The organism is Lactobacillus sp. ESL0703 (assembly GCF_029433435.1).
In the GTDB taxonomy this organism is placed as follows: domain Bacteria; phylum Bacillota; class Bacilli; order Lactobacillales; family Lactobacillaceae; genus Lactobacillus.
The window spans coordinates 164,254-190,285 of sequence record NZ_JAQTIB010000003.1; the positions used below are offsets into that span (position 1 = coordinate 164,254).

25 protein-coding genes, 1 pseudogene, 2 riboswitches and 1 other annotated feature are annotated in these 26,032 nt (G+C 39.6%); of the genes and pseudogenes, 18 read left to right on the forward strand and 8 right to left on the reverse strand.

Going from position 1 to position 26,032, the window contains the following annotated elements; genetic code table 11:
• The first annotated feature begins 40 nt into the window (after window positions 1–40).
• Complete coding sequence (locus PT278_RS05815; RefSeq protein ID WP_277130920.1) at window positions 41–973, forward strand: alpha/beta hydrolase; 933 nt, start codon at window positions 41–43, stop codon at window positions 971–973.
• A 26-nt stretch (window positions 974–999) separates the two neighbouring features.
• A complete protein-coding gene (cls, locus tag PT278_RS05820) occupies window positions 1,000–2,457 on the forward strand; it encodes a cardiolipin synthase (RefSeq protein WP_277130921.1) in 1,458 nt (485 codons plus the stop codon).
• Window positions 2,458–2,503: 46 nt separating this feature from the next.
• Here cls and PT278_RS05825 read toward each other — a convergent pair whose 3' ends face one another.
• Complete coding sequence (locus PT278_RS05825; RefSeq protein WP_277130922.1) at window positions 2,504–2,989, reverse strand: hypothetical protein; 486 nt, start codon at window positions 2,987–2,989, stop codon at window positions 2,504–2,506.
• 122 nt (window positions 2,990–3,111) lie between these two features.
• Window positions 3,112–3,353 (forward strand) — a binding site (T-box leader).
• A 57-nt stretch (window positions 3,354–3,410) separates the two neighbouring features.
• Between PT278_RS05825 and asnA the strand changes: the two genes are divergently transcribed.
• The 6 genes and pseudogenes from asnA (at window position 3,411) to PT278_RS05855 (ending at window position 8,484) form a co-directional block, all read left to right on the forward strand.
• Window positions 3,411–4,424 carry an aspartate--ammonia ligase gene (asnA, locus tag PT278_RS05830; protein ID WP_277130924.1) on the forward strand — a complete coding sequence of 338 codons (1,014 nt, stop codon included), beginning with the start codon at window positions 3,411–3,413 and terminating at the stop codon, window positions 4,422–4,424.
• Window positions 4,425–4,498: 74 nt separating this feature from the next.
• A pseudogene (locus PT278_RS05835) lies at window positions 4,499–5,893 on the forward strand (IS3 family transposase).
• A 193-nt stretch (window positions 5,894–6,086) separates the two neighbouring features.
• Complete coding sequence (locus tag PT278_RS05840; RefSeq protein WP_277130926.1) at window positions 6,087–6,377, forward strand: hypothetical protein; 291 nt, start codon at window positions 6,087–6,089, stop codon at window positions 6,375–6,377.
• A 116-nt stretch (window positions 6,378–6,493) separates the two neighbouring features.
• Entirely contained in the window at window positions 6,494–7,198 is a 705-nt protein-coding gene (locus tag PT278_RS05845; protein ID WP_277130928.1) for an NAD-dependent protein deacylase, read from the forward strand.
• A 47-nt stretch (window positions 7,199–7,245) separates the two neighbouring features.
• Window positions 7,246–7,689, forward strand: coding sequence for a methylated-DNA--[protein]-cysteine S-methyltransferase (locus PT278_RS05850; RefSeq protein ID WP_277130930.1), 444 nt, complete (start codon window positions 7,246–7,248; stop codon window positions 7,687–7,689).
• Complete coding sequence (locus PT278_RS05855) at window positions 7,690–8,484, forward strand: TerC family protein (RefSeq protein WP_277130932.1); 795 nt, start codon at window positions 7,690–7,692, stop codon at window positions 8,482–8,484.
• Here PT278_RS05855 and PT278_RS05860 read toward each other — a convergent pair.
• Window positions 8,479–8,838: a DUF488 family protein gene (locus PT278_RS05860; protein ID WP_277130934.1), complete on the reverse strand. Its 360-nt coding sequence runs from the start codon at window positions 8,836–8,838 to the stop codon at window positions 8,479–8,481. The genes PT278_RS05855 and PT278_RS05860 overlap by 6 nt on opposite strands.
• 46 nt (window positions 8,839–8,884) lie before the next feature.
• Here PT278_RS05860 and PT278_RS05865 point away from each other — a divergent pair, with 46 nt between their 5' ends.
• From PT278_RS05865 to PT278_RS05895, 7 genes are all read left to right on the forward strand, one after another.
• Entirely contained in the window at window positions 8,885–9,517 is a 633-nt protein-coding gene (locus tag PT278_RS05865; RefSeq protein ID WP_277130935.1) for a DNA-3-methyladenine glycosylase, read from the forward strand.
• 171 nt (window positions 9,518–9,688) lie between these two features.
• Window positions 9,689–11,212, forward strand: a complete 1,524-nt coding sequence (locus PT278_RS05870) for an RNA-binding domain-containing protein (protein WP_277130937.1) — start codon at window positions 9,689–9,691, stop codon at window positions 11,210–11,212.
• A gap of 93 nt (window positions 11,213–11,305) precedes the next feature.
• Window positions 11,306–12,526, forward strand: coding sequence for a hypothetical protein (locus tag PT278_RS05875; protein ID WP_277130939.1), 1,221 nt, complete (start codon window positions 11,306–11,308; stop codon window positions 12,524–12,526).
• A gap of 360 nt (window positions 12,527–12,886) precedes the next feature.
• Window positions 12,887–14,497 (forward strand): ABC transporter substrate-binding protein/permease, encoded by a 1,611-nt coding sequence (locus tag PT278_RS05880; protein WP_277130941.1) that lies wholly within the window; start codon window positions 12,887–12,889, stop codon window positions 14,495–14,497.
• Between the two features lie 25 nt (window positions 14,498–14,522).
• Entirely contained in the window at window positions 14,523–15,680 is a 1,158-nt protein-coding gene (locus PT278_RS05885) for an ArgE/DapE family deacylase (protein ID WP_277130943.1), read from the forward strand.
• A 154-nt stretch (window positions 15,681–15,834) separates the two neighbouring features.
• Window positions 15,835–16,011: riboswitch (Lysine riboswitch) on the forward strand.
• A 102-nt stretch (window positions 16,012–16,113) separates the two neighbouring features.
• A complete protein-coding gene (locus tag PT278_RS05890; protein ID WP_277130944.1) occupies window positions 16,114–17,733 on the forward strand; it encodes an ABC transporter substrate-binding protein/permease in 1,620 nt (539 codons plus the stop codon).
• Complete coding sequence (locus tag PT278_RS05895) at window positions 17,730–18,479, forward strand: amino acid ABC transporter ATP-binding protein (RefSeq protein ID WP_277130946.1); 750 nt, start codon at window positions 17,730–17,732, stop codon at window positions 18,477–18,479. Before PT278_RS05890 ends, PT278_RS05895 begins: the two co-directional genes overlap by 4 nt.
• A gap of 52 nt (window positions 18,480–18,531) precedes the next feature.
• Here PT278_RS05895 and PT278_RS05900 read toward each other — a convergent pair whose 3' ends face one another.
• The 5 genes from PT278_RS05900 to PT278_RS05920 all read right to left on the reverse strand — a co-directional run bounded on the left by PT278_RS05900 (window position 18,532) and on the right by PT278_RS05920 (window position 21,930).
• Window positions 18,532–19,266, reverse strand: coding sequence for a helix-turn-helix domain-containing protein (locus PT278_RS05900; protein ID WP_277130947.1), 735 nt, complete (start codon window positions 19,264–19,266; stop codon window positions 18,532–18,534).
• Window positions 19,267–19,428: 162 nt separating this feature from the next.
• Window positions 19,429–20,127: a TIGR00266 family protein gene (locus PT278_RS05905; RefSeq protein ID WP_277130949.1), complete on the reverse strand. Its 699-nt coding sequence runs from the start codon at window positions 20,125–20,127 to the stop codon at window positions 19,429–19,431.
• Window positions 20,128–20,268: 141 nt separating this feature from the next.
• On the reverse strand, window positions 20,269–21,186 hold the full coding sequence (locus tag PT278_RS05910) for an HNH endonuclease signature motif containing protein (protein ID WP_277130951.1): 918 nt from the start codon (window positions 21,184–21,186) through the stop codon (window positions 20,269–20,271).
• A 116-nt stretch (window positions 21,187–21,302) separates the two neighbouring features.
• The gene (locus PT278_RS05915; protein ID WP_277130954.1) at window positions 21,303–21,443 is read right to left on the reverse strand and encodes a hypothetical protein; all 141 of its coding nucleotides are present in this window, start codon (window positions 21,441–21,443) and stop codon (window positions 21,303–21,305) included.
• A gap of 82 nt (window positions 21,444–21,525) precedes the next feature.
• Window positions 21,526–21,930 (reverse strand): iron-sulfur cluster biosynthesis family protein, encoded by a 405-nt coding sequence (locus PT278_RS05920; RefSeq protein ID WP_277130956.1) that lies wholly within the window; start codon window positions 21,928–21,930, stop codon window positions 21,526–21,528.
• 184 nt (window positions 21,931–22,114) lie between these two features.
• On the opposite strand from PT278_RS05920, the gene PT278_RS05925 reads away from it, so the two are divergent.
• From PT278_RS05925 to htpX, 3 genes are all read left to right on the forward strand, one after another.
• The gene (locus tag PT278_RS05925) at window positions 22,115–23,215 is read left to right on the forward strand and encodes an SLC13 family permease (protein WP_277130957.1); all 1,101 of its coding nucleotides are present in this window, start codon (window positions 22,115–22,117) and stop codon (window positions 23,213–23,215) included.
• Window positions 23,216–23,321: 106 nt separating this feature from the next.
• Window positions 23,322–23,882, forward strand: coding sequence for a LemA family protein (locus PT278_RS05930; RefSeq protein ID WP_277130959.1), 561 nt, complete (start codon window positions 23,322–23,324; stop codon window positions 23,880–23,882).
• Window positions 23,883–23,900: 18 nt separating this feature from the next.
• On the forward strand, window positions 23,901–24,797 hold the full coding sequence (gene htpX / locus PT278_RS05935; protein WP_277130962.1) for a zinc metalloprotease HtpX: 897 nt from the start codon (window positions 23,901–23,903) through the stop codon (window positions 24,795–24,797).
• 45 nt (window positions 24,798–24,842) lie between these two features.
• On the opposite strand, the gene PT278_RS05940 is transcribed toward htpX, so the two are convergent.
• Complete coding sequence (locus PT278_RS05940; RefSeq protein ID WP_277130964.1) at window positions 24,843–25,778, reverse strand: helix-turn-helix transcriptional regulator; 936 nt, start codon at window positions 25,776–25,778, stop codon at window positions 24,843–24,845.
• Between the two features lie 123 nt (window positions 25,779–25,901).
• Window positions 25,902–25,991: riboswitch (TPP riboswitch) on the forward strand.
• Window positions 25,992–26,032 lie beyond the last annotated feature (41 nt).

The window sequence follows — 26,032 nt, forward strand, 5'->3', positions numbered from 1 at the left end:
TGTTAGAATGTAATTAATTATTATTTTAAAGGTGGGCGCAATGTTCTTCAATACCAAAAAATATAAGGAAGAAGCAGAAAAAAATCGCAAACATAATCTATCTGAAGAACCCAGTCGGTTTAATATGCTCCTTTTGGCAATTTTGGCCAGCATTGCTCCCACTAGGCCGCTCTTGCACTTGCACAAAAAGCACATTGACAACAAGGCTGTAATTGAAGAAAAAACTGACGATTTTGAACAAATACCAGTGCTCTACTTTCACGGCTTTCGCGGCGGCGATTACACAACCAACGTAATGGTTAAGCAGGCTTTAAAAGATAAGGATAATCCTAAATATCTTAAAGTAACCATTGATTTACTAGGTAATTTTAAACTCGAAGGCACTTGGACTAATGACTTACATCCAATCGTTCAAGTCGTCTTCCGCCAACGATTAATCGGCATCTACGCGATTGATTATTATCTGCGCATGCTGCTGCCCTTTCTGGCACAAAAATTTCACTTTAAAAATTACATGGCTGTCGCTCATTCATTGGCCTGTCCTTGCGTTGTCCGTACCGAAATGCGTACTTCCCGCAAGAAGAATTTTCCGCGGTTAACTAAGTGTGCCCTGATTGCCGGACCATTTGACGGTGTTACCTACATGGGGGATATTCCTAACGTTAACGGACTTAACGCCAATGGCCGCCCCAAGGTAATTAATCCGCATTACATTTACCTTTTACTTAGGCGCAAACGGTTCAATCCCGACATTTCGGTCTTGAACATCTATGGTAACGTCCTAGACAACACCAACAGCGACAAGTTCATTTCCGTTATTTCTGCCAAAAGTATTCGCTACATTCTGGCACCTGGCGCTCATTCATACCACGAAGTTGAAATTCGTGGGCAAAAATACGCCGAGCACAGCTGGATGCATGATAATCCGTTCGTTATCAAGATTGTCGATAAATTTATCGGCCTGACACAGTAACTTTTTTATTATTCTGGAGGATTTCCGTGAGTCTGCTTCGCGACATTGCGCGTATCATCGTTATTACCAACACTATTCTCGCCTTTTATATTGTCTTTCATAGACGCCGGTCTGTTTCAACAACGTGGGCCTGGCTAATTATCCTACTTGTCTTTCCAGTAATCGGAATGATTATGTACGGCTTTTTTGGTCGTGGAATTTCACAAGAAAACATCTTTGCCATTAATAAGCAGCACCACATCGGCCTGCGCAACGTCCAAAAGTCAATCACTAAGGCACCCAAGAAGATTAGCTCATCAGATACTTCTAACAAGGCCAAGATGGTCGTTCACTTCTTTGATCGCCAAGGTGAATCGCCATTAAGCAAGAACAATCAGGTCAAGCTCTATACTGACGGGCAGCCAATGTTTGCTGATATGATTCGGGATATTAAAAATGCCCGTGAAACCATCAATGTGGAATTTTATACTTTTTATAATGATGATATTGGCAACGAAATCCTTAATTTATTGATTAGAAAGGCCTGCGAGGGCGTGACTGTCCGTGTCCTTTACGATGCTTGGGGGTCAATGGGGGCAACCAAGTCATGGTTTAACCAATTATGCCAAGTCGGCGGACAGGTTCTACCCTTTGTTACATCACGCAACATGATTACCCGGTACCGGATTAATTACCACCTGCACCGCAAGATTGTGGTTGTCGATGGTAGGATTTCATGGACTGGTGGTTTCAATATTGGCGACCAGTATTTAAGCCGCAAAAAGAAATTCGGCTACTGGCGCGACAGTCAGGTACGCATCGTTGGTTCAGCTTCACTGCTGCTTCAAGAACGGTTCGTCATGGATTGGAATGCTTCAATTCAAAAGGACAGTCAGCTGATTACCTTTAACCACCTGCTTTTCCCTGATTTAGATGAAAATGAAATCCACCCCGGCGATGTCGCAACGCAAATCATTTCCGATGGTCCCGACCATTACAACGCCAACATGCGCAACGGAATTATGAAGTTAATGTCCCAGGCCAAAACGCGACTTTGGCTGCAAACACCTTACCTCATTCCTGATGATGCGATGTTTGCGACCCTACAGACAATTGCTATGTCGGGAGTGGACCTGCGCATTATGATTCCTTGCAAGCCGGACCATCCATTCATTTACCGGGCAACACAGTGGTACGCCAATGAATTGTCACGTTATGGCGTCAAGATTTATATTTACAATAATGGCTTTATCCATGCCAAAACAATTGTCGTTGATGACGACTTTGCAACTGTCGGTTCCATGAACCAAGATTATCGTTCTTATGACCTTAATTTTGAAGATATTGCGATTTTTTATGACAAGAACTTCACCAGTGAAGTCGCCCATGCCTTTGAAGAAGATATGAAGCAGTCAACTTTGCTTACACCAGACATGATTGCCAAACAAGGCCGCTGGCTGCGCACTTTGCAGAGTTTTTCCAGAATGTTATCACCGATTTTATAATTGAATGAAAAAAGCTTTTACACTTATCTGTAAAAGCTTTTTTTATTTATAAAATATCTTGCACTTCAATTCGAACATTATGACCAATGCGATTTTTCAAGACGGCAATAATTTGCGCAACCCCTTCAGAAAATCGCAGATAATATTGCTGGTGCTTGTTAGTAGTCAGAATGCAAATCACCATTTTTTTCTTAGGGTTGGGTACCTTAATTAAAGTTACTAGAGCAATATCTTGATAAGCAACTGTCCGCCTAATGTATCCTGAAACCACTGCCCTTTTGGGTGTTAAACCGGAAAAGCCATCAATAATTCCCATTAACAAGAAGATAGCTAGGAACATACTCAGGCCCGGATCACCTTTTTCTAAAAGTTCCCACGCAAAGCCGGCCCAAATGATTATTACTGTCCAGACAATTGATGAAGTTCGATAACGCCCCTTTAAGTCAATACTTGCTTGCCAGAACCAGCTGTAACAAGTGTAGGCAAGCACTACAGCATCAAAAAGAAAATATAAAAATGTCGAATTTCCCATAAAAATTCTCCTCGCTATTATTCTTTATTATTATAACAGAGTGACCCAATTTCGATAGTCATATCGAATATAATTAATTTTTCCTTGCAATTTTATTAAAACTAGTGTTAAATATCATTAAAATAAATGCAATGATAAAGACGAGTAAATAATTTATCTCTATTCAGTGAGGTGCAGTTAGTGAGAATGCACTAGACCCTGAATTATCGAAAAACCCTTTTAGCAACGCACTGAAATTTTACTAGAGTAGGTTGCGTCGTCCCCAGTACGTTACCACGCTGGTGAAGCATGTTAGTGCTTCATGAGTTGGCTCATAGTTTGAGCAATTTAGGTGGTACCGCGGAAAAAGCCTTTCGTCCTATTGAATTGACAATTGGACAAAGGGCTTTTTTCTTTGACCTAATTTTGGAGGTAAACAACCATGACTTTAATTTTGCCAGAAAAATATCAGCCAACTTTAACAATTCGCGACACTGAAGCAGCTATTGTCTTCATTCGGGAACGATTCCAAACCATTCTAGCGCAAAAGCTTAACCTGCAGCGGATGTCTGCGCCAATGTTTGTCGAAAAAGATACGGGTTTAAACGATAACTTAAACGGTGTTGAACGACCCGTTGCCTTTGATGCCAAAGACATGCCTAAGGACGATACAATTGAAATTGTCCACTCACTTGCCAAGTGGAAGCGGATGGCGCTGAAGAAGTATGACTTCGGCATGCATGAAGGACTTTACACCAACATGAACGCAATTCGCCGCGATGAAGAAATGGATAACTTCCACTCCATCTATGTTGACCAATGGGATTGGGAAAAGGTCATCAGCAAGGAAGATCGAACGATTGAAACCTTGAAGCAAACCGTGCAAAAGATTTACGCCGCAATTAAGCAAATCGAAGCTGAATGTGCTGAACGTTATCCCGCTTCTACTTATCACTTGCCTGACGAAGTCCACTTCGTAACAACGCAAGAATTGGAAGACCGCTGGCCAGACATCAGCCCAGAAGAACGTGAAAACAAGATTGCCAAGGAAGAAAAAGCCGTATTCTTAATGAAGATTGGCGACAAGTTAAACCGCAGCGGCAAACCTCACGATGGTCGCGCACCAGATTACGATGACTGGCAACTAAACGGCGACTTAATCTTCTGGTATGAACCTCTCAAACAAAAGCTGGAAGTTTCTTCAATGGGCATTCGCGTTAGTCCCGAAAGTCTGCACGAACAACTAACAAAAGCTGACTGCCTTGACCGTGAAAAGTTGCCATTCCACCAAATGCTGCTAAAGGGTGAGCTTCCTTACTCAATCGGCGGCGGCATTGGTCAATCACGACTATGCATGTTGCTGCTGGGTAAGGCACACATTGGCGAAGTCCAAGCAAGTATCTGGCCTAAAGAAATGGTTACTACATGTGCCGAGCATGATATTCCTTTATTATAAAAACTGCTAATACACGATTCTGATATTTTGATATGAACCCCGAAATTAGAACAATCTAATTTCGGAGTTTTATTATGGTTAAATTATCTAAACAAGACAAAATTGATATTTATAATTTATGGAAGAACTATGGCATCCGTCCTAAAGAATTAAGTCTGAGATATAACATTAGAGTTGAAAACATTAAATACCTTGTTACTTTAATTGACCGTTACGGTTTTAGTATTCTTAATAAGTCTTATACTACTTATTCAATTGAATTTAAAGAACAGGCAATTAAACGCATTCTGATTGGTCACGAATCTTTTAGGACTGTTGCGCTAGATTTAGAACTTAAGAGCCCAGGAATACTGCTTAATTGGGTGCGTTCTTATAAAGAAAACGGGTATAATGTCGTTATTAAAGCGAAAGGACGCCCTAAACATGAACGCCAAAGACAAGCTAATCAAGCAGGAAAATCAGCGTCTAAAACAGCAGGTCAAAGACTTACAGGAACAGAACTTAAAACTTACTATCGAGAACGAATTTGTAAAAAAATTGCACGTCTTAGTCAACCAAAGGAACAAGAACCAAAAGCCGCAGAAATAGCCTTGGCAGTTACCCACCTAAGACGTGAACTTAAAGTTAGTGTAACTTTTATTCTTGAAACCATTAACGCTAATCCTGATCTGCCGCATATGTCGCGCAGTAATTATTACTACACCATTAATAAGAAAGATAAAGATGCCAAAAATCAGCCGTTAATGACCTTAATTCGTAAAATCTATGAAAGCAATCATCAGCGTTATGGCTACCGCCGTGTTGCTCAAACAATTCAAAATTTAGGTATTAAGGTTAATCATAAAAAGATCCAAAGATTAATGACTAAAATGAAATTATATGGTATTAGAATCAAAGGCTGGCGGAAATACAATAGTTATCGTGGCACTCAGGGACCAATTAAGCCTGATTTGATCCGGCGTAATTTCTTTTCTGTTTTGCCTGATCGTAAATGGTATTCTGATGTGACTGAATTCAAACTTAATGGCCAAAAGACTTATTTGTCACCAATTATTGATGGTTGTACTCAAGAAGTAATCTCTTATACTATTTCTCGTCGTCCTAATTTAAAGCAGACAATGGACATGTTAAAGTTAGCTTGGCAAAAACATCCAGCATTAAACGGCTTAGTCTTTCATACCGATCAGGGTTGACAGTATCAGCACGCTAGCTTTCAGGCATGGCTTAAGAATCATGGCATTGAACAGTCAATGTCACGCAAAGGTAATTCACTAGATGATGGGTTAATGGAAGGCTTCTTTGGTATCTTAAAACGGGAAATGTTTTATGGTTTTGAGAAGAACTTTAAGAATCTAACTGCATTAGAACAGGCAATCAGAGAATATATCGACTACTACAATAACGAAAGAATCAAAATAAAATTAAAAGGACTAGCTCCGAAAGAATATCGGAAGCTAGTCCTAAGTTAAAGTTTAATAATCTGTCCTAATTTTAGGGTTCAGATCATTTTATCGGGGTCGTGTATTTTTATTTGCTTAATTCTACTAATGAAAACAAACTTGAATATATATCGCCTCTTTTATATACTATTAGAATATAAAAATGTATGCAGTATATACATGACTGGAGTTGTCAATTATAAAAGATAAATATAAAGGCACTATGCGGGAAGCAATTTTAAATCCTCGAGGATATAAATTCGCGTGGTTAATCACGATAATTGTATTAATTGGGATTTTAATTATTCCATGGTTCAAATTATTTGATTTTAGCGTATCTTTGATTGGAACTTATTTGATGCTTTTAGTAGACCCGCTGGCTACTTTCTTTCAAAAGCATCGAATTATTGGTCCTATTGCTATTTTGCTTGCATTCGCTTTGGGAATGATAACTTCAGCTATCCTATTTTTCTATGCCATGTGGGCCTCAGGTAGAGTACAGTTTGTCAAATAATATTTGTCTGGTTTAAAAACTCAAAACCTCTAGTCTACCTTACTAAACTCGTTCATTGGAACCACATTGTAGTAAACTACAGATAGTGAATTGATTTTAAGAAAGGTGCAAAACTAATGATTGACCCAAAACAAATAACTGAATTAAAGCACGATATTGACCAAGCCCAGCACATCACGTTTCTAACTGGTGCTGGCGTTTCTACTCATTCTGGCATCCCCGACTATCGCTCCAAAAACGGTATTTACGACGGTGTCTCTGAAAGTCCCGAGACTATTTTAAGTGCAGAAACGCTCAACAGCCGGCCTGACTTTTTCTACAAGTTTGTCATGGATAACATGTACTTCCCTGATGCCAAACCTAATGCCATCCACCAAAAAATCGCTGAGCTTTGCAATGAAAAAGGCGATTTGATTACCCAAAACGTTGACCATCTTGATACAAAAGCCGGCAACCAGCACGTGACCGAATTTCACGGCAGCCTTTACGATATCTACTGCACCAAGTGCCACCAACCTGTTGCTTACGCAGAATATGCCAAAAGCTTCCGCCACGAAAACTGCGGCGGCATCATTCGTCCCGGCATCGTGCTCTATGGTGAAGCCATCAACGGCGATAATTTATCCAAGTCCGTTAACGCCATGCAAAATTCTGACCTAGTAATTATTTCTGGAACTAGCTTTGTCGTTTATCCGTTCGCCCAATTATTGTCTTACCGGCAAAATAACGCCAAAGTTTGGGCAATTAATAAAACCGAAATTCCAGCAGCCGGCATTTCTTCAATTATCGCGGACGCGCTGGACGTTTTTGAACAACTCTAATGCTTTACTACGCCGATTTGACCGTTGACCATGTGACGTTTGAGCTAATGGCAAACAAAAACGGTCTAACCTATGTTGGGCAAAAAGACTTGCCAACCTTATCAATCAGTCATTTTTATCCACCGGAAAAGTTACTCTCTGACCCAGCAAAACTAGCTCCCTACCTTTGCGAATTAGCCGAGTTTTTAACTGGAAGTCGAAAGGAATTTGATTTACCGTTAAGTATCAGCCAAATAGTCACCCCTTGGCAGCAAAAAGTGCTTAATCAAGTAAGGCAAATTCCTTATGGCCAAACCGTTAGTTATCAGGACTTGGCTCAGGCAATTAACCAGCCTAGTGCTGTCCGGGCCGTTGCTCATGCCGTAGCTCTTAATCCAGTATTATTTTTTATTCCCTGTCATCGGGTAATTTACGCTGATGGTACTTATGGGCAATATCGTTTAGGCAAAAACTATAAAAAGCACCTGATTAATTTAGAAAAGAGTTTTTAGATGTCGATTATCAATTCAATTATTAAAATGTACGCGCCGTTTTTCAGTGCCAGCAACTGGCTGCACGTCTTAACTAGCGGTAAGGATTGGATGATTATCCTTACCCTAATTTTAATGGAATGTCTGTTGTCCGTTGACAACGCCGTGGTCTTAGCTGCGCAGACTAAGGCCTTACCTGACAAAAAGCAACAGGAAAAGTCATTATTCTACGGTCTTTGGGGCGCATATATTTTTCGCTTTATTGTTATCGGTATCGGAACTTACCTGATTAATTTTTGGGAGATTAAGTTAGCCGGCAGTTTCTACCTCTTCTATTTGGCAGTTAAGTTTTTCTACGATCAACGTCACCCGCAAAAGGCAGCCGCAAAAGAAAAGGCGGAGGAAGCTAAGCTTAGTAAGCACCAGACAAAAAAAGGCAAGCACGTTTTATCCCTTTTCTGGCGCACAGTTATTTCAATTGAAGCCATGGACATCGTCTTTTCAATTGACTCCGTTCTAGCTGCCTTGGCAGTGTCCAGCAATCCGGTAATTGTCTTAATCGGCGGTATGATCGGTATCTTGTGCATGCGGGGCGTAGCCGAAGTCATTATCAAACTAATGGACATTATCCCTGAGCTGCAGCCAATGGCCTACATTTTAATTGGGATTATCGCACTTAAATTGTTGCTGTCGCTGCCGCCATTTAATTACGAACTGCCTAACACGGTGTTTGCAATGATTGTCTTTGGCATTCTCCTACTGACAATTGCCTTTCACTTCTGGCGGGTTAAACGCCACGGCCACAAAAAGCTATAGGGATTGCAATACATATTCTTTGAGTACAACCGTTTGGTTGTGCTCTTTATTTTTAGCACCGTATAAAAACAAGACGTCTGTTTTAGACAATTGCGTCTTCACTAATGCTAAAAATTGCGGCACTGCAGGATTTGCCCCTAATTCAGTAAGATATTGCTCTTTAAAAGACACAAACTTCGCATCATCATGATTAAACCATTTGCGCAAATCAGTACTCGGGCCCACTTCCTTGGCCCATTCATCTAAATCAGCCTTAACTTTACTCATTCCGCGCGGCCACAGTCGATCAACTAAAATCCGGTAGCCTTTAGGTTGCTGGTGGTCATAAATCCGGACCAACTTAATTTCTGTCATCGTAATTACCTCTTTAATTTTTATCGTGTACTACTAGGAAAGAAACATGGATTATTCAACTTATTTTACTAACAATTCTACCGCCAAAATCACGGCTGACCTAATCGGCCGCCCGTTAACTTACAATGACGGCAACCACTTAATGGGCGGCTATATCGTTGAAGCCGAGGCCTATTTAGGTATTCACGACCGCGCTGCTCATTCCTATAATAACCGCCGCAGTCCAGCTAATGAAGGGCTGTATCGCGCTGGCGGCACCATTTATATTTATAGCCAAAGGCAATATTTTTTCTTTGACGTTGCCACTCAAGAATTGGACGAGCCACAAGGAATTTTAATTAGGGCAATTGAACCCGCATGGGGCATTGACCAGATGATTATCAATCGCAATGGCAAAGACGGCGTTTTATTAACCAATGGCCCTGCCAAAATGATGCAGGCCTTTGGCATCCATGATAAACATTGGAACCTGCACTTTTTGACTGATTCGCCGTTTAGCATTGACCTTGATAATGCTCATAAAAGGCATGCAGTTAAAATTATTGCTGGTCCGCGAATTGGGATTAATCAATCCAACCAAGAATGGGCACAGAAGCCTTTGCGTTATTACGTCAGTGGCAATCCTTATGTCTCGCGAATGAAAAAGCGCGATTATGATAAAAATCATGGTTGGGGCTAGGTTTAATGATAAAATTATTATGTATAACAAAGTAATTAATTTTCTGCTGGTTTTCTGCTGGTTTAAACTGCCATAATTTATAAAGTTGTGGCAGAATCCCTATAATCCAGCGTTTTACGTAATTAATTTTCTGCTGGTTTTCTGCTGGTTTTTAAAAAAAGGATTTTGTTTATGAAAATAATAGACTATAATAATTCGCTACCTCAAGAAGATGAACATTTAGAATATAAAAAAAGCAAGAATGCATTTCCCAAAGATGCTTGGGAGACCATCTCAGCTTTTGAAAATACTGACGGTGGAATCTTAGTCCTAGGTGTTGAAGAACTATCAGATCATAAATTTAAAATAACTGGTGTCAAAGATACACAAAAAGTTCTGGATGATTTTTGGTCAAGCAACACTAACAAAAATAAAATAAATCACTCTACTATTGAAAATAGTGATATTAAGATTATTCCGATAGCAAATCAAAAAATTATAGAAATAACTATCAAGCAAGCTGACGATACATATAAACCAATATATCTAAATGATAATTTTGCTCAAGCTTTCATAAGACAAGGTAGTACCGATCGTAAATGTACTGAGGATTATCTCAAACGTTTATCAAGATTATCTGAAAGTAGTTTAGATACCAAAGTTGTTAAAAATTATAGCATTGATGATTTAGATCTTGATTCTATTGAACTATATAAAAAAGTTCTTACCAGAATAGAGACATATAAAAAGTATAACAATTACAAATTAGAAGATTTTTTACGCAGGATAGGCGTTTTAATTAAAGATCGCGATAATGACGGTAAAGAAGGTATATCCTATGCAGGTTTGTTATTTTTTGGTAAAAATAATGCAATTATTCAGAAGTTCCCTTACTTTTCTTTGGAATATTACGATAAAAGTCATCCTGAACAAGAAAGATGGACGTCTAGAATATCTTCTGTAGAATCTGACTTAAACATATTTACATTCTTTATTAAAGTAATTGAGCATTTTAAAGCAACCATTCCTAACCCATTTGGTTTAGACAAAAACGGTCAAAGAAAGGACACATTTGGTTCCATGTTTACAGCTTTACGTGAAGCAACTGTAAACATGTTGATGCATGCAGATTATTTTGAAGGTAGTCGCATTATTTTGACTGAATATCCAAAATTTTATAAATTCGAAAATCCTGGAAAAATGAAAATTCCTAAGGAAGACTTTTTCACTACTCATAATTCCAAAAGTAGAAATGCTATTATTTCAAAGCTATTTACACAAGCACATTACGGTGAACGCGAAGGAGTTGGCGGCGAAAAAATTTTTAATTCCTCTGTAGAAAATAATTTTAGACACCCCGAAATAGAAACAAGTATTGAAAAAGGTACTCAACTAAAAATCTGGAAAGTAGATTATGCAAGTTCTTTTTCTGGAAAAGAAATCTCTAATCGTGAACAAAAAGTTTTAAAAGCAATTGTTAGTAGTCCCTCTAATTCACTTTCACATAAAGAAATAGAACGTCAAACAGGCTTCTCTAGATACATTACTGATAGTACACTTTCTTCACTTTTAAGCAAAAAAATAATTGAAGTACACGGAAAGTCACGATCTACTAAATACACGTTACCATCAACCGCAGAACAATTGGTAGCTCAAATGCAATCCTTACCAGGTATTTTTAGACAACTAATTAGAAATTCAAATATTTCAAATTGATTCAGTAAATTATATTAAAAAATATTTAGCGTTATTGAAAATTATTCATATTAAGTTCATAATTATTGAATAATATTTTTACAGGAGCTAAATATGAAAAAAGTACGTAATTCTTCTCTCTTACCAATTATGGCATTGATTTCTAATCTTGGTGACCTAGCTGTCGGCATCGGCGGCTCAATTTTAATCGCGTCTTTTTCACGGTCAGTTACCGTCAATAGTATCTTTTCCAGCTTAGAATCCTTTGGCGTTATCATCTTGACGCTTTTTGTCGGTTCTACTATGGATCACATCAGTAAGAAGAAAGCCTTACAAGTTACTTATCCCCTACTTGGCTTAATCCTACTAATCCCATTCCTATTTAAAGGAAGATACTTTATTTATGCCTATATTGGCTGCGATGTTATTATGACTTTTATTTCTCTCTTTGCTCAATCCGCATATAACGGGGCCACCAAGCGATTCATTCCTGACGAGCAAGTTGACATGGTAATCGGTAAGAATACCACTTTTGGCAATATTGGCTTAATTTTAAGTTATCTGGCAATTGGCTGTGCTTATGTTCTAGCTAGTGAATTTAATGATGGTTCAATTATCTACAAATTTTTATTGCTAGTTGGCAGCATTTCCTACCTGCTGTTCTTTATCCCCACTAGTTTATTAGATGAAAACTATGACCCAAACCTTGTTGGTCATGACCTAGCAACCAATTCAACTTTAGCCCAAATCAAAAAGATTTACCGGCTGATTAAGGCTAATACTGGTTTGCGCAGCTCAATCATTCTGGCAATCTTTGTTAGTCTTTTGATGGGCTACTTTAATAGTCTAATGGTTTATCTCTGGAGCAGCGTTGATCCCGAATATACCAAGATCGTCTATTTGGTTGTCGATTATGCAGTTGGGACTATCTTGGGCAATCTGGTGTTACGTACCAACTTGAATTTTAAGAAAAGTATGATGCTAATCACCTTACCTGCTCTATGCCTAATCATCTTTGCCGTCAGACCCAGCGTTTACAGTTTGAGCATTTGCATTATCGCCGTCATGCTTTCCTGCATCCCCGTCAGCACGTGGATTTCGCGGCTGCGCATCAGACGAACTGCAGTTACAATTCAGTCTGGTCAAGCAAGCTTCATTACTTTTGGTACGTCCCTTCTTGATGTCTTCTTTGGAACCATTGTTGCCGGCATCTTTGATTTACTTAAAAAGCCACTTTTACTGCCGGCTTTTATTGCGATTATTACCGTGATTGTCTTTATAATTTTGGGTAAAGACATGACGGAATACGAAAAAACGCCCGTCGTTAAAAATTAAATATTAATAAATTATTTTTAATAATATAGTTGACAATCAGTAAAATTTAATTTAATATTTTCACCAAGTTAATAATTTCCAATGCAATAGAGGTCGCGATAATTACAAACCTAATCCGAGCACGCTTGATGCGATGACGATTAGCTCAAGAATTACCGCCGAAACTGTGAATTTGTCCAGCGCAAATTCACGGTTGGGCTGCAAGAACATATCTTGCAGACTGTCCCGGTTCGTCCCCGGGGAGCGCTATATGATTTGTTTAAATATGATCACTTGTAACCTCATTGCTATTTAGCAGTGAGGTTTTTATTTACGCTTTTATTGTATTGGCTTTATTTAAAACAATTTGGAGGTTTTAAAATGAAGTCAAAAACCAGATGGCTAGTTGCGTTATTCGCAGTCGTTTTCACTTTAATTAGTGGCCTTAGCTTGAATAATAATCAAGCTAGTGCTGCCAAAAAAGATGATGGCGTCCTCAAAGTCGCAATGGAAGCCAATTATTCGCCTAACAACTGGACTCAGACCGATAAGTCCAATGGTGCTGTACCCATTGATGGTTCTCACACCTATGCCAATGGCTATGATGTCAAAATAGCCAAAATTATTGGTAAAAAGCTGCACAAAAAAATTGTTGTCATGAAAACCGAATGGGACGGGCTATTGCCTGCTTTAACCAGCGGCAAGGCCGACTTAATCATTGCCGGCATGAGTCCTACACCAGAACGGGAAAAGGCCATTAACTTTACTAATCCTTATTGGAGCGGTGTTTTTGTCGTTGTCACTAAGGCTGGCAGCAAGTATCTTAATGCTAAAAAGCTAACTGACTTTAAGGGTGCGCGCCTTACTGCTCAACAAGGAACGTTCCACTATCAGTTAATCAACCAGTTGCCTGGCGCTAAAAAAGAGCCTAATATGAAGGACTTCTCAGCGATGCGGCAAAGTTTAATTTCCGGTACCATTGATGGTTATATTGCCGATTCAACCGAAGCGATTTCCTTCAAGATGGTTGACCCCGACATTAGAGCCGTACCGCTGAATCCGATGAAAGGTTTCCACGTCACTAAGGCACAGATGGTTTCCTCAATTGGTGTTGCCAAGACTAACCCGAAATTGCTCAAGCAAGTTAATAAAGTCCTAGCTACAATTTCGAAATCCAAGAGAACTAAGCTAATGACCGAAGCCATCAAGGAGCAGCCAAAAACTGATTCCAAGAAAGGCAAAAACGGAAAAAAGCAAAGCTGGCTCATTTCCATGCTCAAGCAATATGGCGGCATGATTATGAGCGGGATTGGCATGACTTTGCTGCTTGCAGCTGTCGGTACTATTGCTGGGTTCTTCATTGGTCTGTTTGTCGGCATCATTCGCACCATTCCAACGCCAACAACTAGCGGCAAGAAATGGGCATTAAAGTTTGTCGACTGGCTGTTATCCGTTTATATTGAAATTTTCCGGGGCACGCCAATGATGGTTCAGGCTGCCGTTATCTACTATGGTATTGCTCAGTTCTGGCACATTAATATTGACCGTACCGCGGCCGCTCTAATCATTGTTTCCATTAATACTGGTGCTTACTTAGCCGAAATTATCCGCGGCGGGATTATCTCCACACCACAAGGCCAATTCGAAGCCGCCAGTGCCTTGGGAATGACCCACAATCAGAGAATGTGGCACATTATTCTGCCGCAAGCTATCAGAAACTGTCTGCCGTCAATCACTAACGAATTCATCGTTAACATCAAGGATACGTCAGTATTGAGTATCATTTCTGTTTCCGAACTGTTCTTCGTTGGTTCAACTATTGCCAGTCAAACTTTCAAGTTCTTTCCAACCTACCTGACAATTTCCGCAATTTACCTGATTTTGACGTTCACAATTACCAGAATCTTCAATTTAATTGAAAAACATCTTGACGGTAGTAAAGACTACAACTTAATGGCTAACCAAGTTCAGGTTGCTACTAGAGACAAATAATTATCTGTAAAAGTAAGGGAAAAATATGTTAGATAAACAAAGACAAATTAAGTTATTGCAGGATTTAATCCAAATTGAAACCATTGACGACCACGAAAAAAAGGTTGTTGATTATGTCGTTAAGCTGTTTGCCCCGTTTGGCGATCGCGTCCGCATCACTCGTGTACCCTACCAAGGCGACCGCGAAAGTTGTGTCATTTCAATTGGACCTACCAACGGTAATTTCAAGCTCGGCTTTTCCGGACACATGGATGTCGTTAATCTAGGGAACCGCGAAGCTTGGCGCGACGATCCATTTTCCGGCAAATTATACGATAATGACACCAAAATGTACGGCCGCGGTACGACAGATATGAAGAGCGGATTAGCCGGAATGATTGGGACCTTGCTGTCTTTACTTGAAGATAATGTGCCGTTAACAGGTGAATTGCGGTTGTTAATGTCAGTTGGTGAAGAAACTGGGCAATGGGGCGCTGAAGAACTGACTAAGGAAGGTTTTATCGATGATTTGGACGTTATCGTCATTGGCGAAGACTCCAACCTCGATATTTCTTATTCCAATAACGGCGACATTGACTACACCGTTACCTCTTACGGCAAGGTCGCTCACTCTGCCCAATTGAATGTTCTCAATGCCATTGACAATATGACCGACTTCATTCAATTAGCCAATCAAAAGTTGCGTCATTTACCAAAAGTTCATGAAAAATTAGGCCCTGTGCTGCACAACATTACGATGATTTCTGGTGGCGATCAGGTCAACAGTATGCCCGACAAGGTTGTTGCCCGCGGCAATATTCGGATTAATCCATTTTATACAGTCAAAGATATTCAGGCGATATTGACTGATGTAATTAATGAAGTCAACCAAATGCCGCAGCATCATTTTGAATTGCAGTACGATTATTTGGGCGAAGCTGTCTCTGGTGACGAAAACGATGAATACGTCCAAGCAGCCCAAAAGTTACTTGAAAATATTCTAAAACGCCCAGTTAATTTATTCACCGAGTCAGGAACCACTGATGCATCTAAATTCGTCAATAGTCCGTCGGCACCAACCATGTTTAGCATTGGACCCGGAAATGACAGCTGCCACCAAGTCGACGAATACGTTGATATTCCCGATTACCTCGCAGCAACTGAATTTTATGAACAATTTGCCAAAAAATACTTAACCAAATAAGCCCACGAGCCTATCATTCATTTTTCACATCAAGCAGCAGTTTAAATTAACTACTATCTCGCTTCATCTTATATTTCATTATTAATCATCATCAGGCCTTGAGTTGACAAGATGTAATTTTTAGCCTATCATTCTCTCTAAGTTAAATAATTTCCAATGCAATAGAGGTCGCGACAATTACGAACCTAGTCCTAGCGCGCAAACGCAATGATGACTACTCGGAAGAATTGCCGCCGAAACAAAAAATTGATTTGCGTCACTTTTTTGTTGGGCTGCAGGAGCATATCTTGCAGACTGTCCCGGTTCGTCCCCGGGGAGCGCTATATGATTTGTCTAAATATGATTAATTGTAACCTCGTTGCGAACGCAGCGAGGTTTTTGGTTTACGCTTTTATTGTGTTGGCTTTATTTAAAACAATTTGGAGGTTTTAAAATGAAGTCAAAAAGTAAATGGTTATCTACTTTCATTGCAATCTTGCTCGGGCTAGCAATCACGTTAGGATTGTCTCCGCGAGCTTATGCTAAAGATACCGGTGTCCTCAAAGTCGCAATGGAGGCTAACTACCAGCCATACAACTGGACCCAAACTAATAATGCTAACGGTGCCGTTCCAATTGATGGTTCTCACACTTTTGCCAATGGTTACGATGTCAAAATCGCCAAAATCATTGGTCAAAAATTGCACCGCAAAGTAGTCGTCTTTAAGACCGAATGGGACGGATTACTGCCAGCCTTAACCAGTGGCAAAGCCGATTTGATTATCGCTGGTATGAGCCCTACTGCCGAACGTGAAAAGGCCATTAACTTTTCACAGCCTTATAGACGCAGCACCTTTGTCGTTATTACTAAAGCTAATAGTAAATACGCCAATGCCAAAAGTCTAAGTGACTTTAAGGGTGCCAAATTAACAGGGCAACAAGGAACGTTCCACTACCAATTAATCAGCCAATTAAAGGGTGCCAAGAAGCAACCGGCAATGCGTGACTTCGCTGCCATGCGCCAAAGCCTAATTTCAGGCACGATTGATGGTTACGTTGCCGAAGATACCGAAGCCACATCATTCAAAATGGTTGACCCCGACATCAAGGCAATTCCTGTCAACAAAATGGCGGGCTTCCACGCAACCAAGGAAGAATCAGTAACTTCTATCGGAATTGCCAAGCCTAACAAACAGCTGCTCAAGCAAGTTAACCAAATTCTCGCCACAATTCCTAATTCCAAAAGAACAAAGTTAATGACCGCAGCTATTAAGCAGCAACCAAAGACCGATAATTCTAAGGGTAAAAAGGGCAAACAACAAAACTGGTTTGTCTCCATCTGGCAACAATATGGCGGCATGATTATGAGCGGGATTGGCATGACCTTACTGCTTGCCTCAGTTGGTACTATTGCCGGGTTCTTCATTGGACTATTCGTTGGCGTCATCCGGACCATTCCAACACCAACAACCCGCGGCAAGAGATGGACATTGAAGTTTATTGATTGGTTACTATCAGTTTATATTGAAATTTTCCGGGGCACGCCAATGATGGTTCAGGCTGCCGTTATCTATTATGGTATCGCCCAGTTATGGCACTTAAACATTGACCGGACAATCGCCGCATTGGTAATTGTTTCGATTAATACTGGTGCTTACTTAGCCGAAATTATCCGCGGCGGGATTATGTCAACGCCAAAAGGTCAATTTGAAGCTTCTAGTGCTCTAGGAATGAGCCATAACCAAAGAATGTGGCACATTATTCTGCCGCAAGCTATTAGAAACTGTCTGCCGTCCATTACCAACGAATTTATCGTTAACATCAAGGACACATCAGTTTTAAGTATTATTTCTGTTTCCGAACTGTTCTTTGTTGGGACTACGATTGCCAGTCAAACGTTCAAGTTCTTCCCAACTTACCTAACAATTTCTGTAATCTACCTAATTCTGACCTTCACGATTACCAGAATTTTTAATTTAATTGAAAAGCACCTTGAAGGTAATAAAAACTATAATTTAATGGCCAACCAAGTTCAGGTCGGCTCAACCGAAAAGACGGAGGTTAACAAATCATGACGCAAGCAAACGATACGATTTTAAGTTTAAAGCATATTCAAAAATCTTTTGGCACTCACCAAGTATTGAAAGATATTTCCTTTGATATTAAAAAAGGCGAAATTGCTACAATTATTGGTCCCTCTGGTGGTGGTAAGTCAACCACCTTGCGCTGCATCAACATGCTGGAGGAACCAACAGCTGGGGAAATCGACTTTCATGGTGAGAACGTCTTAGCTCCGGGCTATAACCGCAATATCTACCGCGCCAAGGTCGGCATGGTCTTCCAACAATTCGACTTGTTTGAGAATAAAGACGTCTTAGCCAACTGCATGGTTGGTCAAGAACTGGTCCTGAAGCGTTCTAAAGAAGAAGCGCGCAAAGTCGCCGTCGACAACTTGAAAAAGGTCGGCATGGCAGAATACATTAATGCACGCCCCAAGCAATTGTCCGGTGGGCAACAACAACGGGTCGCAATTGCCCGTGCAATTTCAATGGATCCAGAAATTTTATTATTCGATGAGCCAACTAGTGCCCTTGATCCAGAAATGGTCGGCGAAGTTCTCAGCGTTATGAAGGACCTAGCTACTACCGGTTTAACAATGATTATTGTTACGCACGAAATGGCCTTTGCCCGTGACGTTTCCGATCAAGTTTTCTTTATCAGCGACGGCGTCATTGCCGAGCAAGGAAGTCCCGACCAATTGCTTAACCACCCACAAAACGAAAAAACAGCGAAGTTCTTACGTAACTTCCAAAACAGTTAATTTAAAAAGCCTGTCTATTAATAGACAGGCTTTTTTTGATCTTTCTTTTTCATTAATTAAATGGCCACCACGGGAAATTTTTATTCAATCTAGATGCAGGTGCTCCGTCTTTAAACGGCATATAATAATCTAGCATCGTTCCACGCATTTGCATGGGTATTTCACTCTTCTTAACTAAGCGAATTGCATACACATAAGAGCCCTTATGCATCACATACGCCCAACGGTGCTTTAAGTCGTATTCGCCAGTAGAGAATTTTAGCCACGAACCATGATCGAAAGGATCGTCAGTAACATATGCATCCACTTTTTGTGGAATCTTGAGCCAAACTTTTTTCTTAGTTTTACCATACTGCTCAATTCCGCGTTCTTTTTTCAATTCAACCTTATCCGGCAAAACAGCATAACCATACTTAGTCTCCAAAAATGGATTAAAGCGATCAATCCATTCCACTTGATTTGCTCGACCATAGCCTAAAACACAGAGCCATATTAAAATCACGGCAAAAATACTGCCAATGATTATTAAATAGCGGCGGTATCTCCGCTTATCATTTACATCTGAACTAATTTTCTTAACCATTGCGTTATTGTCTCCTTTCAATAAAGTGTCAAGCGGAACTGCCAACAGGTCACTCAGTTCTACCAAAGTGTCCAAATTAGGATAGCTCAATGAATTTTCCCAGCGCGATAGTGTTTGCCTTGTGACATGCAACTTATCTGCCAACTGCTGCTGGGTCAAATTCAATTCTTGCCTTCTTTCACGTAAAACTCGAGCTAATTCCATTTGCACTTTACCTTCCTTTCTAAACAATAACTTAACAATATATGCCGCAAAAGTAACGCAATTATCATGTTACATCCGCGCCAGAAGCGGCTTAATAGATAAATGTTTTTTAATCAAAAAGAACCAGCTTACGACAAGTTGGTTCTTTTTGACCACAATAATTTATTCGGCTGGCAAAAATTGTCTTACCGAACGAGCCAATTCTTTAAGATTGCTAGTTTGTAAATAAACAACGCCATGACCATAAAAGCTATCAACTAAGCCTTCTCCAGACATAAAACCAAATGACCCACTAGCTGATTCAATTTTATAATCGAGCGAATCTTCCCACGCCAAGACATTGTCATTATCAATTTGGAAGTTATTTTCGTCCGTAAGTTCCATTTTGACGATATTACCGGTACCATTAATCAATAATTTGCCCGTTCCCTTGGTATGTAAAATGAAAAAGCCACCGGTTTTGCCAAACACAGCTTTCGATAGGCCCTTTTGTCTGATAGCTTCATAGCCTGTATTTTCATCCGCTGCCAAAAAAGCGCCCGTGTTTAGTCGATATTGGTGCCCTTCAGCCAAAGTCAATTCTTCTATTGCCCCGATCGTGTTAGGAGCTATTCCTACTAATGCGTTATCGCCAGTTGCTTTAACTTCATTAATAATCATGCTTTCACCTGTGACCTTGCTGCGAGCAACCGAGCGCACTAAACCACCTAAGCCTTTGTGATCGTTAGAATTCATTTTTGCGTGTAATTTTACATTTTGCATATAAGCCATACTGCCACGTTGAATTTTAGCAGTTTCACCATTAGCTAAGGACAATTCAACCAGTGGCGAAAGCCCCTTATTAAAAATTTTGATTTCCATATTATTTTTACTCCTTCAGCCAATATTTTTTGCATTAATTTATATAAAAATATTCATCATTAATTATAACAAAATTGATAGAATAAAAATTAGGCAAATTGATTAGCTAAAGAATTACGCCAGCTAATCAGCATAAATTTACTAAATAATATCAGTTTTTTTCTGTTCCTCAACTAATTTCCAGCCAGTAATAAAGTGCTGCTCACGTAAATTACACAAGTCACGATAATCGCTCTCCAAACTATCAATGGCATCCTGCAGCTTTTTATTTTGCTTGCGCATCTCATTCAGCTCCGGATCATTAACAACACCCTTAAGATGCATGGTTGCCGCCAATTTACGTCTCCGCTCTTCAAATTCACCCTTCAAAGTTGCTAATGCATTCTCATACTTAACCAACTTCTGATTAATCTGGGAAATCTGGTCGTTTAGCTGGGTAAACAAGTTAAACGGCATATTAGACTTGATTCGATTACATTCCTGACACGACAAGATCAAATTATCCAAGTCATTATTATGCGAGAGTGACACTGGATCCTTATGGTCAACGCTGCGGCCGCGCCGACCGCAATACTGGCAGCGATAATGGTACTTGGCTCGAATACGTTCACGGTCAATGTAATCAACTTCATTTAATTGAAAATCAACTTTTAACCCCAATTGCGTCAAATTATCTGCAAAAGTTAAATCAAGCTGAGGCACAAAGTTATTTTCACCAGTTTCACTGGCGATAACTGCCGCGTTAAAATCATTGCGGGATAATTGCTGCTGGGCTAAACTATTGCCGTCATAATCCTGAATAAAGGCTTCATAACGCTTGCGGTATTCCTTTTTGCTTACCAGAAAGTCATGTTCACAAGCAGCTGCTGATTGACCCACAAAGGTATAGAGCAGCCCTTGCGCAAAAATCTGCACCGCTGAATTAGCAAAATCTTTAGCGTCTTGTCCTCTTTGCAAGCAAATATCACAGATACTCGTTAATTTAGGGTTCATCAACCCCTGCTGCTTAAAATGCACGGAGTTCATCCGTAAGCCGCAGCTGCTGCATTGAAATTTCACGTTGCCCTTCTCCTTTAGGTTAAAAGTTATCATTATCTCAATTTTACTCAATTTATCGTAAGAAAAAAAGGTAGATTGCAAACTGCAATCTACCTTTTTATTTTATTATTATCAGACTACTTGTTTTCGTCTTCTTTGGCCTTGTTCAAGAAAGCAACAACAGCAGCAACGTGAGCAACACGCTTCTTACCGTTTCTCTTGTTCTTAGGTCTTTGGTTTGGTTCACAACCAGTGTTGTAATTTTCACCTTTACGCATAGTACTATACTTCCTTTCAGATTTTCGAAAATCTTACTTAGTTTACCACGTTAAGGCTCATGAATCAAGGTATGACACTAATTTAACAGGTTTTACCTTCCTCTAGGTCCTTTTTAGTTACTGCTGACGGCTGATATTCGTTAATTGAAACCGCGCCATCAATCACACCGCTGTCATCTGCCAAACTCATTGTGGCATTTTTTTCAGAGATAACTAAGTTATTATCTAAATACTGCATTTCTGCAGGACTAGTAAATAAACTCAATCCGGCATTATTATTAATTGTAATTGAAAATTCGGGGTCTTTTTGATCCAAAATCACAAATTGAAAGTTAGCCCCAATGGTACAAGTACCACCAATCTTAGAATATTGGTTAGAACCGTCATTTAGCGCCAACAGTACAACTTGGCCTTGCTTAACGTGGCTCTTAATTCTGGCTGCAGCTTCAGGCTTTATATTCATTTCAATTGTTTCAGAATTACTCATCATAAATCCCCCTTATTTCTTCTACTTACTAAAGTATAGCTTGTGTGCATAAAAGAAAGCAAAATTCCTGCTTAGTAAATTTACATTTTCATAGTCAAAAATTTATCGTTGCACACAGCGGAAAAAAAGCTCAAAATAGAAGTAATGATTATAGATGATTGTAACTTGCGAAAGGGGACATTTTATGACCGTCTTAAAGAAAATTTTTAGTGATAGAATCTTGCAGATTACTGCTATAGTCACAATTATAAGTCTTTTTTTTGCTAGACCGCGACTTGGAGATATCAACTTACATACTATATTTTCAGTCGCTGCGATGCTAATTATCATTCAAATCTACGCGTACCTGCACGTACTTGATGTGCTTGCATACAAATTAACTAGTATCGCTGACAATACACGTAAACTGAATATTCTGTTCACACTTTTGGCAATTATCGCTGGGATGTTTCTGGGTAATGATATAACAGCGCTTACATTAATTCCGCTTTATCTTAACATTGCTAAAAGATATGACTTACCGCAAATTTTGCCCGTTACTTTAATCGGAATGGGGGCAAATATCGGTGCGGCATTCACACCTTGGGGTAATCCACACAATATTTTTCTGGTTAGCAAATATTCAGTCAATGCTCTGACCTTCTTCTCATGGTCACTGCCATATTTGCTTAGTGCATTGGTGATTACATTCATTATTTTTCACTTTATCCCACGTAAGCAAATTCCTGTTCAAGAGACAAAGCAAATTAATATTAGTATTCGACCAACCATAATAACGACCGTTGTATTCGCCTTCTTCTTTTTGGGTGTCTTCAAAGTTGTCAATGTTGCTTGGCCGATGCTGGCGGCGATTGTTCTTGCGCTTTTGATTAATCCGCGCATTCTGCTTAAAGTCGATTTTGCCTTGCTGCTTACATTTACCTGCTTCTTTATCTTTATTAGCGATATTCAGCAGATTCCAATCATTGTCACGATTATTCATACAATGATTAATTCAGAAAGCTCAACTTACTTTACGTCAATCTTATCCAGCCAAATTATCAGTAACGTGCCGGCCACAATCCTTGTTGGTAAGTTCACGCCATATGCCAAAGCACTCTTCTTAGGAACGAATATCGGTGGTTTCGGCTCACCTATCGGCTCAATGGCCAATATGCTGGTTCTTAAAACCTTCATGCAAAACGGAACTGTCCCTAGGAACGAATTCTTCAAAAAATGGAGCGTTATGCAGTTTATTGGCTTATTCATCCTGATGATTATTGGTTGGCTACTATTGCTTATTTAGTATGCTTGACTTATCTGAATCATGGCGTAATGCCATATCCTTTTTTTCTGTCCAAAAAATATATAATCAGTTATAATGAAGCAGTATATATAAGGAGGTTTAACCTATGCCATCATTAACTTGGATAATTCTAATTATCATTGTCTTATTAATCGCTATCTATATTGCTATCTACAATGGTCTTCAAAAAGCCAAAGTTTATACAGATGAATCATGGAGCCAAATCGACGTCCAATTAAAGCGGCGCAACGACCTAATTCCTAACTTAGTTGAAACCACTAAGGGTTACGCTAAGCATGAACAAGAAACTTTAGAAAATGTTGTGCAGCTGCGCAATCAATTAACTAACGTTCCTAAAGATGACCGCGCCCAAACTTTAAAGGTTTCTAACCAAATATCTGATGCTTTAAAGTCAATTTTTGCTTTGCAAGAAAACTATCCTGACCTGAAGGCCAACCAAAATTTCTTGAAATTACAAGAAGAATTGACCAATACTGAGAATAAGATTGCTTACTCACGTCAGCTCTACAATTCATCAGCAGCCCTTTACGACCAAAAGCTGCTTACTTTCCCATCAAATATGATTGCACGGATCCACGGCTTTAAGAAGGTTGACTACTTACAAGCCAGTGAAGCCGAAAAAGAAGCACCTAAGGTTAAATTTTAAATATTAGGTCTCTCTACTATGTTATTTCAACAAATTGCTCGTAATAAGCGCAAAACTGGCATCATCATGGTTCTGTTTGCCGTGATTTTAGCCCTTGTTGGTGCTGGATTAGGTTACATTTTTAGTGACAGTCCATGGAGCGGTGTAATTATTGCACTTATCATCAGCATTCTTTACCTATTTTTTGTCATGCGTGATCCCGCAAATCTAGTCATGAACTTAAATCATGCCCAAGAAGTTAACGAACAGGATAACCCTGAATTATGGCACATTGTCCAAGATATGGCCATGGTTGGCCGGGTACCCATGCCACGCGTATTCATCATTGATGATTCCAGTCCTAATGCTTTTGCGACCGGTCGTGATCCTGACCATAGTGCTGTTGCTGTAACTCAAGGCCTACTTGACATGATGAACCGTGAGGAACTAGAAGGCGTCTTAGGACACGAAATTTCGCATATTCGCAACTATGATATTCGCTTATCAACGGTTGCCGCGGTTCTGGTTGGAGTGATTTCATATTTATCCGGAATTGCCAGCCGCTATATTTGGTGGTTTGACGATGACCGTGGCAGCGACAAAGACGACGATAACAATATTGTCATTATTTTTAAAATTGTTGCAATTGTCTTTGTGCTTATTCTTGGACCATTATGTGCCAGCCTTGCCCAGATGGCCTTGTCGCGTAATCGTGAGTACTTAGCTGATGCTTCATCAGTTGATCTTACTCGCAACCCACAAGGTCTGATTTCTGCTTTAGAGAAAATCGACGGCAGTAAGCCAATGAAAAAGGCTGATACGAGTAGTGCTGGCATGTATATTGAAGATCCATTGCGTAAAAAGCACGGTTTTACTCATCTATTCGATAGCCATCCGCCGACAGAAGACCGGATCAAACGGTTAGAAAAAATGTAATATCCAAAAAAGACATCTGTTAATTAAACAGATGTCTTTTTCATTTTATTTCAAATTAATATTAGCTTGACGAAACAGCTCTGCACGCATTTGGACCGGCGTTTGATGATAATATTCATTAAACTTTTTATAGAAAAAGGACTTACCATTGTAACCTACCCTGGCAATAATTTCCTTAACCGAAATGTCGGGGCGAGCAAGCAAATTACGTGCTTCCTGCATTCGCCGTTCATCAACATGCTCCACAAAGCTTTTTCCCGTTTTTTGTTTAACTAAGCTAGAAAAATAATTTGGGTTAAAGCCAAAATGTTTGGCAGCCGAATCCAAAGTAATATCGGCAAAATTGGCATCAATATAGCTCTCAAGTGTTACATTTGCAAAGCCTTGCTTCTCTGCCGCGGTTGATTCAAAGCTTTGATTACGGACAGCTGTAACCAACAACAAGTTCAATTCTGCTGCAGCTACACTTTGGGCAAACAGGTTTTGATTTAAATACTCATCAATTATCTTATTCATTAATTGGGCCGACTTAGAAATTGGCGTTGACTTTAAATATAACAGCCGATTGGTATGTAAGCTGCTAATGATTTGCTTAACTGCCCGTTCTTCACGAGGCTCATCATGAACAATATTTCCCAGGAAATATTGTAAATCATACTTAGAATTTAAATCTAGCTTTACCAACACGTCAGTCTTAGTTTGCTTTTGCACTTCATAGTCACTCTTGGCCGGCAAAAAGACGATATTACCTACCTTTAGTGTAAAGTCCTGACCATGAATTTTAATGTTTGACTTGCCGCCAGCTTCATAAAAAATCATTGCATTTGTTGTTTGATAGCGATGAACACCGGTATTATGATTTTCAAGATAGACCCTAAACAAGTCAAAATTGCCTTCTGCTTTCAACCGCAATTCGTTTGTATCGCTATTGGTTGAATTTAAAATACTAGCCAAATACTGCGCTAATTTAACTGCTGCCATAGCTTCACCTTCTTATTGTTATTTTAATACTTTTATTATATAGCAAAAATCATATCCACTACCATTTTATTTTCATAAAGTTACAAGGACTAGACAGAGAAAACTCTTTCGTGTACAATCAGTTTGATAACTTTGGGGTGCCGCAAGGCTGAGAGAATACCCGTTGAACCTGCTATGGACAATGCCAGCGAAGGGAAAATGAATTTTTACGTCGTTAGTGCAGCCTGCCCTAGCGATTTTTTTAATTGGTAAAA

What these genes read in the sequence shown, in the direction of transcription:
- PT278_RS05815 (WP_277130920.1), top strand. Translation starts at nt 41, where the DNA reads ATGTTCTTCAATACCAAAAAATATAAGGAAGAAGCAGAAAAAAATCGC.
- PT278_RS05825 (WP_277130922.1), bottom strand. Translation starts at nt 2,989, where the DNA reads ATGGGAAATTCGACATTTTTATATTTTCTTTTTGATGCTGTAGTGCTT.
- asnA (WP_277130924.1), top strand. Translation starts at nt 3,411, where the DNA reads ATGACTTTAATTTTGCCAGAAAAATATCAGCCAACTTTAACAATTCGC.
- PT278_RS05840 (WP_277130926.1), top strand. Translation starts at nt 6,087, where the DNA reads ATGCGGGAAGCAATTTTAAATCCTCGAGGATATAAATTCGCGTGGTTA.
- PT278_RS05845 (WP_277130928.1), top strand. Translation starts at nt 6,494, where the DNA reads ATGATTGACCCAAAACAAATAACTGAATTAAAGCACGATATTGACCAA.
- PT278_RS05850 (WP_277130930.1), top strand. Translation starts at nt 7,246, where the DNA reads ATGGCAAACAAAAACGGTCTAACCTATGTTGGGCAAAAAGACTTGCCA.
- PT278_RS05855 (WP_277130932.1), top strand. Translation starts at nt 7,690, where the DNA reads ATGTCGATTATCAATTCAATTATTAAAATGTACGCGCCGTTTTTCAGT.
- PT278_RS05860 (WP_277130934.1), bottom strand. Translation starts at nt 8,838, where the DNA reads ATGACAGAAATTAAGTTGGTCCGGATTTATGACCACCAGCAACCTAAA.
- PT278_RS05865 (WP_277130935.1), top strand. Translation starts at nt 8,885, where the DNA reads ATGGATTATTCAACTTATTTTACTAACAATTCTACCGCCAAAATCACG.
- PT278_RS05870 (WP_277130937.1), top strand. Translation starts at nt 9,689, where the DNA reads ATGAAAATAATAGACTATAATAATTCGCTACCTCAAGAAGATGAACAT.
- PT278_RS05875 (WP_277130939.1), top strand. Translation starts at nt 11,306, where the DNA reads ATGAAAAAAGTACGTAATTCTTCTCTCTTACCAATTATGGCATTGATT.
- PT278_RS05880 (WP_277130941.1), top strand. Translation starts at nt 12,887, where the DNA reads ATGAAGTCAAAAACCAGATGGCTAGTTGCGTTATTCGCAGTCGTTTTC.
- PT278_RS05885 (WP_277130943.1), top strand. Translation starts at nt 14,523, where the DNA reads ATGTTAGATAAACAAAGACAAATTAAGTTATTGCAGGATTTAATCCAA.
- PT278_RS05890 (WP_277130944.1), top strand. Translation starts at nt 16,114, where the DNA reads ATGAAGTCAAAAAGTAAATGGTTATCTACTTTCATTGCAATCTTGCTC.
- PT278_RS05895 (WP_277130946.1), top strand. Translation starts at nt 17,730, where the DNA reads ATGACGCAAGCAAACGATACGATTTTAAGTTTAAAGCATATTCAAAAA.
- PT278_RS05900 (WP_277130947.1), bottom strand. Translation starts at nt 19,266, where the DNA reads ATGGAATTAGCTCGAGTTTTACGTGAAAGAAGGCAAGAATTGAATTTG.
- PT278_RS05905 (WP_277130949.1), bottom strand. Translation starts at nt 20,127, where the DNA reads ATGGAAATCAAAATTTTTAATAAGGGGCTTTCGCCACTGGTTGAATTG.
- PT278_RS05915 (WP_277130954.1), bottom strand. Translation starts at nt 21,443, where the DNA reads ATGCGTAAAGGTGAAAATTACAACACTGGTTGTGAACCAAACCAAAGA.
- PT278_RS05920 (WP_277130956.1), bottom strand. Translation starts at nt 21,930, where the DNA reads ATGAGTAATTCTGAAACAATTGAAATGAATATAAAGCCTGAAGCTGCA.
- PT278_RS05925 (WP_277130957.1), top strand. Translation starts at nt 22,115, where the DNA reads ATGACCGTCTTAAAGAAAATTTTTAGTGATAGAATCTTGCAGATTACT.
- PT278_RS05930 (WP_277130959.1), top strand. Translation starts at nt 23,322, where the DNA reads ATGCCATCATTAACTTGGATAATTCTAATTATCATTGTCTTATTAATC.
- htpX (WP_277130962.1), top strand. Translation starts at nt 23,901, where the DNA reads ATGTTATTTCAACAAATTGCTCGTAATAAGCGCAAAACTGGCATCATC.
- PT278_RS05940 (WP_277130964.1), bottom strand. Translation starts at nt 25,778, where the DNA reads ATGGCAGCAGTTAAATTAGCGCAGTATTTGGCTAGTATTTTAAATTCA.